At 67.4% G+C, this 11,017-nt stretch carries 10 protein-coding genes; 2 read left to right on the top strand and 8 right to left on the bottom strand.

Going from position 1 to position 11,017, the window contains the following annotated elements; translation table 11 throughout:
• Positions 1-4 precede the first annotated feature (4 nt).
• On the top strand, positions 5-661 hold the full coding sequence (locus ER13_RS02080) for an HAD family phosphatase (protein ID WP_052004742.1): 657 nt from the start codon (positions 5-7) through the stop codon (positions 659-661).
• Positions 662-664: 3 nt separating this feature from the next.
• Here ER13_RS02080 and ER13_RS02075 read toward each other — a convergent pair whose 3' ends face one another.
• From ER13_RS02075 to dusB, 8 genes are all read right to left on the bottom strand, one after another.
• Complete coding sequence (locus ER13_RS02075; protein WP_008263971.1) at positions 665-2,305, bottom strand: Na+/H+ antiporter; 1,641 nt, start codon at positions 2,303-2,305, stop codon at positions 665-667.
• Between the two features lie 3 nt (positions 2,306-2,308).
• On the bottom strand, positions 2,309-3,622 hold the full coding sequence (gene hflX / locus ER13_RS02070) for a GTPase HflX (RefSeq protein WP_035305951.1): 1,314 nt from the start codon (positions 3,620-3,622) through the stop codon (positions 2,309-2,311).
• Entirely contained in the window at positions 3,623-3,868 is a 246-nt protein-coding gene (gene hfq, locus ER13_RS02065; protein ID WP_003164861.1) for an RNA chaperone Hfq, read from the bottom strand.
• Between the two features lie 157 nt (positions 3,869-4,025).
• Positions 4,026-4,787: a trans-aconitate 2-methyltransferase gene (locus ER13_RS02060; RefSeq protein ID WP_052004741.1), complete on the bottom strand. Its 762-nt coding sequence runs from the start codon at positions 4,785-4,787 to the stop codon at positions 4,026-4,028.
• Between the two features lie 9 nt (positions 4,788-4,796).
• Positions 4,797-5,660, bottom strand: a complete 864-nt coding sequence (locus tag ER13_RS02055) for a D-amino-acid transaminase (RefSeq protein ID WP_035305949.1) — start codon at positions 5,658-5,660, stop codon at positions 4,797-4,799.
• On the bottom strand, positions 5,660-7,066 hold the full coding sequence (locus tag ER13_RS02050; protein WP_008261747.1) for a sigma-54 dependent transcriptional regulator: 1,407 nt from the start codon (positions 7,064-7,066) through the stop codon (positions 5,660-5,662). Before ER13_RS02050 ends, ER13_RS02055 begins: the two co-directional genes overlap by 1 nt.
• A gap of 10 nt (positions 7,067-7,076) precedes the next feature.
• Positions 7,077-9,344, bottom strand: coding sequence for a PAS domain-containing sensor histidine kinase (locus ER13_RS02045; RefSeq protein WP_008264243.1), 2,268 nt, complete (start codon positions 9,342-9,344; stop codon positions 7,077-7,079).
• Complete coding sequence (dusB, locus tag ER13_RS02040; RefSeq protein WP_035305946.1) at positions 9,341-10,396, bottom strand: tRNA dihydrouridine synthase DusB; 1,056 nt, start codon at positions 10,394-10,396, stop codon at positions 9,341-9,343. Before dusB ends, ER13_RS02045 begins: the two co-directional genes overlap by 4 nt.
• Before the next feature lie 93 nt (positions 10,397-10,489).
• Between dusB and ER13_RS19225 the strand changes: the two genes are divergently transcribed.
• Complete coding sequence (locus ER13_RS19225) at positions 10,490-10,951, top strand: 2-C-methyl-D-erythritol 4-phosphate cytidylyltransferase (RefSeq protein ID WP_052004739.1); 462 nt, start codon at positions 10,490-10,492, stop codon at positions 10,949-10,951.
• Positions 10,952-11,017 lie beyond the last annotated feature (66 nt).

The following is an 11,017-nucleotide window of genomic DNA, read 5'->3' as shown; positions in this document are numbered from 1 at the left end:
GCGCATGCCCTACGACCTGATCATCTTCGACTATGACGGCGTCGTCGCCGACAGCGAGGTGCTGAACAGCACCGTCATGGCCGAGCAATTGACCGCCATCGGCCTGCCGACCAGCCTGGACGACGTCTTGGCCGCCTATACGGGCAAGCGCTGGCGCGACAACCGGCCGGCGGTCGAAGCCGCCTTGGGCCGGCTCTGCCCCGAGGACTTCCACACCACCTGGTTCGCCACCTGCCGCGCCCGCGCGCCGATCCATCTGAAGCCCGTCCCCGGCATGATCGACTTCGTCGCCGCCCGGTCCGAGGCCCGCTGCATCGCCTCGTCCAGCGGCCCTGACTGGATCGGCGTCGGCCTGGACCTGTTCGGCCTGACCGATCATTTCGACGGCGCCGTCTTCACCGGCCTGGTGGTCGAGCGCGGCAAGCCGCACCCCGACATCTTCCTGCACGCCGCCGACAGCATGGGCGTCGATCCGGCCCGCGTCCTGGTGATCGAGGACAGCGAGGCGGGCGTCACAGCGGGCGTCGCCGCCGGCATGACGGTGGTCGGCCTGACCGCCGGCGGCCATATCCGCGACGGCCACGCCGACCGCCTGGTGGCGCGCGGCGCCCACCACATCGCCGACAGCTACGCGGCGGTCGCGGCGTTCATGGATCGCTGACCGCTAAAGATACCGCAATTCCTGCAAATCCACTTCACGGATCATCTTGCGCGCGGCGACCTCGTCCAGTTGACGCGCCCGCGCCAACCGCCCCAGTTCTTCTCGCTCGGCCGCCAGACCGGCCAGCCACAGTCGGCGTTCCACAGCGTCGATCTTGCGCGCCACGACCGCGTCGTCCTCGTCGGTGCGGGTATGGGTCTCGATGCGGCGGCGATAGACTTCCATGATCCGGCTGGCGACATCGGAATAGAGATCGGGGTTGGTCTTGCCCTCGGCCATGGCGTGGGAGGCGTCCTCGACGGCGCGCAGGGCGGCGGAGGCGGCGGCGACACGGCCCCGGTCCTCCTCCCGTTCCTGCGACGGTTCGGGCGGCAGTTCGACCCCCTTCATCAGGCGCGGCAGGGCGAAGGTCGCCACCAGCAGAGAAACAATGATCACCCCCGCCGCCAGGAAGATGGCCAGGTTGCGCGACGGCATCGGCGATCCGTCGCCCAGGACGAACGGCAGGGTCAATATGCCCGCCAGGGTGATGGCCCCGCGCACGCCCGCCAGCGACATCACCAGGGTCAGGCGCAACCCGACCTTGGCGGGCGGGCCGCGATGGCGCCGTCGGAACAGGGTCAGCTTCAGCGAGGTCCAGACCCAGACAAACCGCATGACCGCCAGGGCGGCGACGATGGCGAACACATAGACGGCCAGCCACCAGACTTCCGGCCGGCTGGTGCCCCGCACCACCTCGGCCGCCCGCGCCAGGATCGACGGCATCTGTTCGCCCAGGATGACGAAGATGATGCCGTTGGCGACGAACTGGACCGTGTCCCAAACTACGCCGCGCCGAATTCGGGTCATGGCCAGGGACTGGCCTCCGATCCCGCCGCCCCGCTCGGTGAAGCTCATGGTCACGCCCGCCGCCACCGCCGCCAGGATGCCGGAAGCGTGCAGTTCTTCAGCGACCAGATAGGCGGCGAAGGGGATCAGCAGGCTGACCAGGATCTGAGCCCCGACGTCCTCGCCCCAGCGGCGACTGACGAAACCCTTGGCGTAACTGATGGCCATGGTGACCAGAACCCCTGTCACCACACCGACCAGGGCCAGCCAGGCGAAGGATCCGATGGCGCTGCCGATCGAGAAGGCGCCGGTCGTGGCCGCAACCACCGCGATCCGCATGCAGGTCAGGCCGGTGGCGTCGTTCAACAGCGACTCGCCCTCCAGGATGTGCATCAGCCGTTTCGGAATCGGCGCCCGGGCGGCGATGGCCTGAACCGCGATGGGGTCGGTCGGCGACAGGATGGCGGCCAGGGCGAAAGCCACCGCCAGCGGCATCTCCGGGATCATCCACCAGATCAGGAAGCCCAGACCGATGACGGTGAACAGGACCAGGCCCAGGGCCAGCTCCAGGATCACCGCCCGGTCGCGGAACAGCGCCTCCTTGGGGATGCGCCAGCCGTCCAGAAACAGCAGGGGCGGCAGGAACAGGAGGAAGAAGATGTCCGGCTCCAGATCCACCGTCGTGCCTGTCGCCAGCACGATGGCGGCCCCCAGGCCGATCTGCACCAAAGGCAAGGCGATGCGCGTGATCCGCGCGACCGAGCCCGACACCACGACGGCCAGAAGCAGCAGCAGGACGGTCTCGATCAGATGCATAGGTCAGTCAGCCAGGTCGGGATACAGACGCTCGAATCGCCCCAAGGCTGCAGGGTGAAGCCTGACCGTGACGTGAGTGCGGCCGGCGTCGTCCGTGTCGCGGAAGACCACCCGGCCGTGTTCATACAGCCAGGCCAGGGCCTCGCCCTGGTCGGGCGCCAGCGTCAGCCGGGTCTCGGGATCGTCGTCGATCAGGCCGGCGATGGTCTGGCGCAGAGGCTCGATTCCCTCGCCCGTCCAGGCCGAGACGGCGACCGCCTCGCCCGTCTTCGCCAGACGCTCGGCCTGGCCCAGCACGGCCTCGCGCGCCTCTTCGTCCAGCAGGTCGATCTTGTTCCAGACCTCGAGCACGCGTCGGGTCTTGCCCTCGGGGGTCTCGATCTGTTTCAGCACCGTCTCGACGTCCTTGGCCTGGGCGTCGCTGTCGGCCGAGGCGATGTCGCGGACGTGCAGGATCAGATCGGCCTCGCCCACCTCTTCCAGGGTGGCGCGGAAGCTTTCGACCAGTTCATGCGGCAGATCGGAGATGAAGCCGACGGTGTCCGCCACGATGGCCGGCCGGCCCTGCGGCAGGCGGATGGTTCGCTGGGTCGTGTCCAGGGTGGCGAACAACAGGTCCTTGGCGAAGACCTCGGATCCCGTCAGCCGGTTGAACAGGGTCGACTTGCCGGCGTTGGTGTAGCCGACCAGGGCGATGGTCGGGAACGGAACCTTCTGGCGCTGCTTGCGGTGCAGGCCACGCGTGCGACGCACCTCTTCCAACTCGGCCTTCAGCCGCACGATCCGGTCGGCGATCAGACGCCGGTCCAGCTCGATCTGGGTTTCGCCGGGACCGCCGGTCGAGCCGGTGCCGCCGCGCTGTCGCTCCAGGTGGGTCCAGGTCCGCACCAGGCGCGACCGCTCATAGTCGAGCCGCGCCAGTTCGACCTGAAGCCGGCCTTCCTTGGTGCGCGCGCGGCGTCCGAAGATTTCCAGGATCAGGCCGGTGCGGTCGATGACCTTCACCTCCCACGCCTTCTCCAGATTGCGTTGCTGCACCGGCGTCAGGGCGTCGTCGATAATGACCGCCTCGGCATCGGCCGCGCGGACCAGGGCGGCCAGTTCCTCGACCTTGCCGCTTCCGAACAGGGTGGCAGGCGTGGTTCCACGCAGTCGCACGATCTCTTCAGCGCGCACCTCAAGGTCCAGCGCGCGGGCGAGGCCCACGGCTTCCTTAAGGCGCTCGCTTGCCAGCCGAGGGCTGTCTGAGCGTCGGTCGGGATGGATGACGACCGCCCGGATCAGCGGGACGGCGTGGTCGATCAGTTTGCTGGTCAATCAGTCTTCTTCGGCGTCGGGCTCGTACAGTTGCACGGGCGCGGACGGCATGATGGTGGAGATGGCGTGCTTGTACACCAGCTGGGACTGGCCATCACGGCGCAGCAGCACACAGAAGTTGTCGAACCAGGTCACGATACCCTGCAGCTTGACCCCATTGACCAGGAAGATGGTCAGCGGCGTCTTGGTCTTGCGGACCGAGTTGAGGAAGGTGTCCTGAAGGTTCTGACGTTTGTCTTGCGACATGGCAGGTTTTTCCTGTTCTTGGTTGTTCGTCGCCGAGGGAGCGGCGTCGGGGCCGGATGGCGGCCGGAGGCGACCTTAGACGCCGCCTATCGACACCCGCAACGGTCGAGGACCGGTTTTTCTAGTTGGTCGCTATGCAGCTGCTCTTCAAGAGCGATCAAGCCGTGCGACGGCCGCGAACGGACGCCCCATGGAAGCCTCCATGGTCCGTATGGGACAGTTCAATGTCCGTCACCCCTGCGGCGAACAAGATCGCAGAGATTACTGTCAGATCGTAATCGAACATCACCATCTCGCCCTTGGCCAGATTGCGCAGAGCTTTGACATTGGAGACCGTGGTGAAGTCCTCGCCCATGACGATGCGCCCCCCGGGAACGGACGCATGACGCGGATCGCGATAGAGAGCGAACTGAAGCGTGACGAACCCGCCCGGCGCCAATCGCGCCATCAAAGCCTTCAGCAGAGGGTACCCGCGCTCTGGCGGTATGTGCTGAAAGACGATCTGTGAGACGATCCAGTCGAAGGCCCGGTCGGGCAGATCACGGCCGAACGTTGCCCCGGCGGGCACATTGCGACGCGCCTCAGCCAGCATTGAATCCGAGATATCGACGCCAAACGTGTCGCCTGTAACGACGGCCAAGGCGCGCGTCAGCCGGCCGACGCCACAGCCGAAATCAAGCGCGGATTTTGGTGCGAAGTCGGGATAGCGCGCCCTCAGCCGGTTAGCCTCGTACTCGACCCCTTCCACACCGGTCCGAAAGAAGTCCGCCAAGGCCTCTTCAGTCAAATTGTCTGATTTGAAGCGCTGATCCGTCAGGACGCCGTAGTAGGGATTTGTGCGACCGATCTCTTCCCAGTCGGCATCCGTATCACGCGGCGTCGAATCTGCGGAGCGCCGACCGAACAAGGTCTTGAACATGATCGTTCCTCAGAAGGCGTCTCGGCGCGCCTGATCAAGATAGAGTTGGCGCAGCTTCAGCGTGATGGGCCCAGGTTTGCCGTCGCCAATCTTGGTTCCGTCGATCGAGATCACCGGGGTGACGAAGGCGCCGGCGGCGCTGAAGAAGGCTTCCCCCGCCCGCTTGGCCTCCTCGACGCTGAACGGACGCTCGTCCAGTTCGACCCCATGTTCCTTGATCAGCGCCATCAGGCTGGTGCGGGTGCAGCCTTTGAGGATGTTGGCCTGGGTGTCGCGGGTCCGCAGCTTGCCGTGCTCATCCACGATCCAGGCGTTGGTCGAGGAGCCCTCGGTCACCAGGCCCATATCGTCCACCAGCCAGGCCTCATAGGCGCCGGCCTCGCGCGCGGCCTGTTTGGCCAGGATGTTGGGCAGAAGCCCGACCGTCTTGATGTCGCACCGCCCCCAACGGATGTCGGGCTGGGTCAGGACGGCGACCCCTTTCTGCGCCTGCGCCTCTCCGCGCGCCGGCGAGATCGACTTGGCGGTGACGATGACGCTGGGCGGCGTGCCCGGCGTGGGGAATGGGTGATCGCGGCGCGCCGTGCCGCGCGTGACCTGCAGATAGACGATGCCGTTCCTCACCCGATTGCGACGGACGGTTTCGCGCAGCACCCGCGTCAGGGACGCCACCGACATGGGGATGTCGATGCGCAGTTCGTTCAGGCTGCGGTGCAGGCGCATCATATGGCCGTCGAAGTCCGCCAGCCGTCCGTCGAACACCGACCAGACCTCATAGACCCCGTCGGCAAACTGGAAGCCGCGATCCTCGATATGGACCACGGCCTGGCCATGCGGGCTGTAGGTTCCGTTGACATAGGCGACGCGGGACATCAGGCTGGATCTTCCTCTTCTCCACCGCGGGCCGGCGAGACCCCCAGCGACTTCAACTTACGGTGCAGGGCCGAGCGTTCCATGCCGATGAAGGCGGCGGTGCGCGAGATATTGCCGCCGAACCGCATGATCTGGGCCGCCAGATACTCCCGCTCGAACACTTCCCGCGCCTCGCGCAGCGGCAGGGCGATGGTGCGTTCGGCCCCCAGGTTCGAGGAGCCTCCGTTCGACGTCGCCACCTCCTGCGGCAGCATGTCGGCGGTGATCGGTTCGTTCGGATCACCGGTCGCCAGGATCAGCAGCCGTTCGATATTGTTGCGCAACTGACGGATATTGCCCGGCCAGGGATGGACTTGCAGAACCGCCACGGCGTCATCGCCGATGATGCGGCGCGGCAGGCCTTGCGAGGCGCTGATCGTATCGACGAAATATTCCACCAGTTCGGTGATGTCCTCGCGCCGTTCCGACAAGGCCGGCACCCGGATCGGCACCACGTTCAGACGGTGGAACAGATCCTCGCGGAACCGACCCTCGGCGATCTCGATCTTCAGGTCGCGTGAGGTCGAGGTCACGACCCGCACATCGACCTGCACGTCCTGTTCGCCGCCGACGCGACGGAACCGCTGATCGACCAGAACGCGCAGGATGCGGCTCTGGCTCTCACGCGGCATGTCGCTGATCTCATCCAGATACAGGGTGCCGTTGTGGGCGCGTTCGAACACGCCGATCTTGCGCGGACGGCCGTCCTGGCCTTCCTCTCCGAACAGTTCGACGTCCAGCCGCTCCGGCGTCATCCCGGCGGCCGAAATGGCGACAAACTCGGCCCGGGCGCGCGGGCTGGCCTCGTGGATCTGACGCGCGACCAGTTCCTTGCCCGATCCCGCCGGCCCGGCGATCAGGACGCGGCTGTTGGCCTGGGCCACCTTGGCGATGGTGCCCCGTAACGCCTGGGCCGCCTGGGATCGGCCGATCAGACCTGACGGGGTCATCGTCTGGGCCCGCAGACGGCGGTTCTCGCGCTTCAGCGTCGCCGCCTCGATGGCCCTTTCGACCACGACCACCAGTCGGTCAGACTTGAACGGCTTTTCGATGAAGTCATAGGCGCCGCGCTTCAGGGCCGTCACCGCCGTCTCGATATTGCCGTGCCCCGAGATCATTACCACAGGCAGGTCGGGGTCGATCTCCTTGACCACCTCCAGCAGCTCCAGCCCGTCCAGACCGCCGCCCTGCATCCAGATGTCGAGGATCGCCAGCGACGGCTTCCTCGCGCGGATAGCAGCCAGGGCCTCGTCGGAGTTGGCGGCTACGCGCACGGCGTGCCCCTCGTCCTCGAGCAGGCCCGAAACCAGATCGCGGATGTCCGCCTCGTCATCGACGACCAGAATGTCGGAACCGGTAGGTCGCATCTTGCCTCGCTTATTCGGCGACGACGGTCTGGAGCTTGCGCTCCGTCACGTCGCCGGTCTTGCCGTGGGGTTTCAAGGGAAAAATCAGGCACACCCGCGCGCCGCGCAGGGTCTCGGCGTCGGCCAGCTTCAGCTCGCCGCCGTGGTCCTCGCAAATGCGTTTGACGATGGCCAAGCCCAGGCCCGTGCCCTTCTCGCGCGTGGTGACATAGGGTTCGGTCAGACGGTCGCGGTCCTTGGCCGGCAGGCCGACCCCGTCGTCCTCGACCACGAAGGTCGCCGTGCCGTTTTCAACGACCAGGGAGGCGATTATGCCCTCGGCCTCTGACGCCGCGTCTTCCCCGGCCGCCAGACGGCGAGCGGCGACGGACTCGCCTGCGTTCTTCAGAATATTGATCAGGGCCTGGCCCACCATGCGGGCGTCGCAACGCAGCGTGGCCTTGGGCAGGGGCTCGTCCATATCCACGACGATGTCGGCGGCGGCGACCCGCTGGGCGAACACGGCCTCGCGCAGCATCTCCGCCGGATTGGCCGAGCCGAAGCGCGGCGCCGGCATACGGGCGAAAGACGAGAACTCGTCCACCATCCGGCCGATATCGCCGACCTGACGGATGATGGTGTCGGTGCAGCGGTCGAAGATCTCGACCTCGTCCACCTTGTCGCGATATTTCCGTTTCAGCCGTTCGGCCGAGAGCTGGATCGGCGTCAGCGGGTTCTTGATCTCGTGGGCGATACGACGGGCCACGTCGCGCCAGGCGGCGTTGCGTTGAGCGGTGACCAGCCGGGTGATGTCGTCGAAGGTCAGGACCATCTCGCCGCCCTGCCCGCCCTCGATCCGGACCCGCAGTCTCTGGGTCTCGCCGCCGCGGCTGACATCGATGTCTTCTTCGATATGGGCCTCGACCCGGCCGACCAGGTCGCTCAGCTCGGGCGAAAGCGCTGCCAGTTCGTGGCCCAGAACCTCGTCTTCTTCGATGTGCAGCAGTTGCAGAGCGCTGTCGTTGATCGCCGAAACCCGCCCACGCCGGTCCAGGCCGATAACCCCGGCGCTGACGCCCGACAGCACGGTCTCGATGAACCGGCTGCGGTTCTGGGCGTCGTCGCTGGCCGCCTTCAACGCGGTCTGTTGCGCCTGAAGATCACCGGTCATGCGATTGAAGGCGTCGGAAAGCAAAGCGATTTCGGCCGGGGCGCCCTGGCTGTCCACACGGGCGCTGAAATCGCCGCCCGCCACCTGGTCCGCCGCCTGCACGAGACGCCCGATCGGGGCGGAGATGCTGCTGGCCGCCGACATGCCCAGCCATACGGCGCCGACCAGAACCAGCAGCGCCGTCTCCAGATAGCTGAGGATGAAGGCCGACTGGATCCGCGACCGGCTTTCCTGGGCCTCGCGATAGGCTTCGATCGACTGGATGGAGGCGTTCATCCGCGCGACCAGCCCATCTTGCAGGGGCCGCACCAGATAGAGATAGGCGTCGCCATAGGCCGGCAGGGCGATGATGGATCGAACCGTGTCGGGGTTCTGCGTCACGTCGGTCGGCGGTTCTCCACCTTGGGCCGCGTCCTCCAGATAGGTCCGGGGGGGCGCCAGATAAGGCGGCGCGTCGGGCCGTTCCGCGCGCGCCAGAACCTGGCCGTCGCCATTCAGGATGTAGATGGCGGGATAGCCGAAAATCTCCCCGACCTGGGCGAGGGCGTCATTGAACTGGATCCGGTCGTCGAACAGGCCGCGTGCGCTATCCAGCTGATCGGAGATCGTCACCAGATCCGCGTCCACCGTCGTGGCGACATCCCGGATATAGGCGCGCCCGACCACGGCGCCGTTCTCGACCGAAGCCTGGACATTCTGGCTGAACCACTGGTCGACGCCCCGCGTCACCAGCAGGCCGAACACCAGGGCGATCAACACCGCCGGAACGACGGCCACCATGGAGAACAGGGCGACGAACCTCAGGTGCAGCCGCGACCCCGCGTCACCCGTGCTGCGCGCCAGGGCCAGGACCCGTCGCCCGACGATAAAGGCCAGACCCGATATCAGCGCCAGATTGGCCAGCAGGACGAACAGCACCGCCTGGCTGGTCGATCCCCGCGCCGTGCCGGACGTCGCACCGGGCGCCGCCGCCACCAGCCAGACCGCCGCGGCCGTGATGACGACCGCGATGAAATAGGCGAAACCGAACCCCGCCCGGGCCCGTTCCGCGTCGAAACGCCCCCAGAACGACTCATCCACCGACACGGTGTCGGTTGAAGAGGCCGCAGGTGAAGGCGTATCCGTCATGCCACAGCAGTGTCCACTAACTGTGGCTCATCTTCAACATCCGACTTGTTCATCTTCGGCAAAATTTCGCGCCAAAGATCCGCCATCGCCGCCTCGACGGCCAGAGGCTCATCCAGACGGCAAATTATTGCCTTGGCCTCGCGGCGGTGTTGCGGATCAGCCGGCCAGGGCGCCTGCTCGATGTACCAGCCCAGGTGTTTGCGGAACATACGCAGCCCCAGCGGGAGTCCGTAGAATTCCACCGACGCCCGCAAATGCTCGACGACAATCCCAAGTCGCGCCTCTGGCCCCGGCTCATCCAGCGAAACCCCGTCGATCAGCGCCCGCTCCAGGTGGGCCGCCAGCCATGGCCGTCCATAGACGCCCCGCCCCAGCATCAGGCCGTCGGCGCCCGATTGGGCCAGGGCCTGGCGGGCCGCTTCCGCCGTGGTGATGTCGCCGTTGACGATGACCGGTATGCCGACCGCCGCCTTGACCTCGCCCACCGCCGCCCAGTCGGCCACGCCGGTATAGAACTGCTTGCGCGTGCGGCCGTGGACCGTCACCGCCCTGACCCCGATCTCTTCAGCCCGCTTCGCCAGTTCGGCCGCGTTGCGGCTGTCGTCGTCCCAGCCCAGCCGCATCTTCACCGTCACCGGCCGGCTGGTCGCCTGGACCGCCGCCTCCATGATGCGACAGGCCAGGTCCGGGGTCCGCATCAGGGCCGAGCCGGCGGCCGACCCCGTGACCTCCTTGGCCGGACAGCCGAAGTTCAGATCGACGATGTCCGCGCCCGCCTTTTCCGCCATCCGCGCGCCCTCGGCCATCTGGCCCGGATCGCGCCCGACCAACTGGATCACCGTCAGCGGCAGGCCGGCGCCCACCGCCGCGCGTCGCACCACGTCGGGGCGTTCGCGCGCCAGCTCCTTGGCCGCCACCATCTCGGTCGCCACATAGGCCGCGCCCAGCCGCGATGCGAGCACGCGGAACGGCAGGTCGGTCACGCCCGTCATGGGCGCCATCAGCACCTGGCCGGGCACGGTCACGTCGCCGATCTGTAAAGTCTTGGCCATTCGCGCCTTTCGCAGCATCCAACACCCCCTCGTCAAGCCTGACGGCGGCGGATTGATGTTTCGTCGCGCGACGGCGCGCTCTAGAAGGCCGGCATGAGTTTCTCGGGCATCATCGTCGCGGCCGGATCCGGTTCGCGCGCCGGCGGCGACAAACAGTGGCGCGCCCTGGGCGGCAAGCCCGTGCTGCGCTGGTCGGCTGAGGCGCTGCTGAACGCCGGCGCCGACGAGCTGGTGGTCGTGGTGGCTGCCGGCGCCGAAGACCGCGCGGCCGAAACCCTTGCCGGCCTGTCGAACTGGCGGACCGTGGCGGGCGGCGCCGTCCGAGCCGAGTCGGTCAGCGCGGGTCTTGCGGCCCTCACCAGCGGCCCCCACGGGCCGGGGGTGATCCATGCCGCCGCCCCCCCCCCCCCTTTCGGGGGCCCCCCGTGCCCCCCCCCGCCCCCCCCCCCGGCCTTTCTCCCCCCCGGTGGGAGGGGGGCGCCCGGCCCCCGCCCGCCCCCTCCGGGGGCGCGCCCCTCTCGGAAAAGGAAGGCCCCCCGCCGCCATCCCTGCTAGCGGAGCCCCGCCATGACCGAACAAGCCTTCAAATCCGACTTCCTCCGCACCCTCCAGGCGCGCGGC

This window comes from Brevundimonas sp. EAKA, from assembly GCF_000698025.1.
In the GTDB taxonomy this organism is placed as follows: domain Bacteria; phylum Pseudomonadota; class Alphaproteobacteria; order Caulobacterales; family Caulobacteraceae; genus Brevundimonas; species Brevundimonas mediterranea_A.
Note: the sequence above shows the minus strand (reverse complement) of the source record. Positions and strands in the feature narration are given on the sequence as shown.